Annotated in this window: 2 protein-coding genes; both read left to right on the top strand. The window is 63.2% G+C overall.

Going from position 1 to position 930, the window contains the following annotated elements:
- The first annotated feature begins 1 nt into the window (after nucleotide 1).
- Nucleotides 2–202 carry a cold-shock protein gene (locus MKK82_RS23480; protein WP_243986973.1) on the top strand — a complete coding sequence of 67 codons (201 nt, stop codon included), beginning with the start codon at nucleotides 2–4 and terminating at the stop codon, nucleotides 200–202.
- A 188-nt stretch (nucleotides 203–390) separates the two neighbouring features.
- Nucleotides 391–594: a hypothetical protein gene (locus MKK82_RS23485; protein WP_243986974.1), complete on the top strand. Its 204-nt coding sequence runs from the start codon at nucleotides 391–393 to the stop codon at nucleotides 592–594.
- Nucleotides 595–930 lie beyond the last annotated feature (336 nt).

A 930-nucleotide genomic window follows, 5' to 3' on the forward strand; every position in this document is an offset into this window, starting at 1 on the left:
GATGGTGAGGTGGTACAACGAGACCCAAGGCTACGGCTTCAACCAGCCCGATGACTGCAGCGGCAGGGACGTGTTCTTCCATATCTCGGCTGTCGAGCCTGCCGGCATGCGTAGCCTGATCGAAGCGCAAAAGGTCTACGACGACGTCGAGGCCGACCGGCGCAGCGGTAAGGAAAGCGCCGCCAACCTGAAGAGCGTCTGAGCCTTCGCGCTCCGGGATCGTCTCGCGGGCGAGCGTTGAAGCCTAGCTAACCACCCTCGCTCATCCTGCCTCTCGGGCCGCGTCGCGTACTTGGCCCCATCGCCGTGAGGAACGGCATCGAGCCCCGCCAGCCCGTGATGAGATGGGGCGGGGCTGAGCCGTCTGGTCCACCACTAAGGGGTGCAGCCATGCTGGTTGATCGAGAGCAGGCGTTACCGGACGACGCATTGGATCAGATGGCGCGGAAGCTGCTCATCGAGGCGCGGTCGCAGTACACTCAAAAGCTGCTGAGTAGGCACCCAGGCGGTCTGGGTGACGATACCGGCACCAACCTGTTGGCTTGGCTGCTAGACGCTTACGACGACGCTCTGGCCGAGGATGATGGCGACTGAGCTGGCATTATCCAATTGCCTGCGGGTGTGGCGATGGCGTGCCAGAGTACGTGTCTGATTTCAAAGGGCAGCCGGTATGTGACCTCCGGTGCGACATGGTCCGGCGGACAGTGGGCCCACTGTAAGCGCCGAGGATCATCACCTGTCCGTGACAGGCCGGGCAACGTTTCACGGCTGCCACGTGATCGACAGCGGCCTCAGTGAGGCTGACGGCACGCCATTCACCGTCGATCTTCACCTCGCAGGCCTGCGGCTTAGGCTTCGTCATATCTGCGAGGTGCAATAGGCTGAGCGAGCCCACCCCATGTTGAGCAGCGGTCGTGCCGGCCTCGCGCA

This window comes from Methylobacterium sp. E-046 (assembly GCF_022829625.1).
GTDB lineage: Bacteria > Pseudomonadota > Alphaproteobacteria > Rhizobiales > Beijerinckiaceae > Methylobacterium > Methylobacterium longum.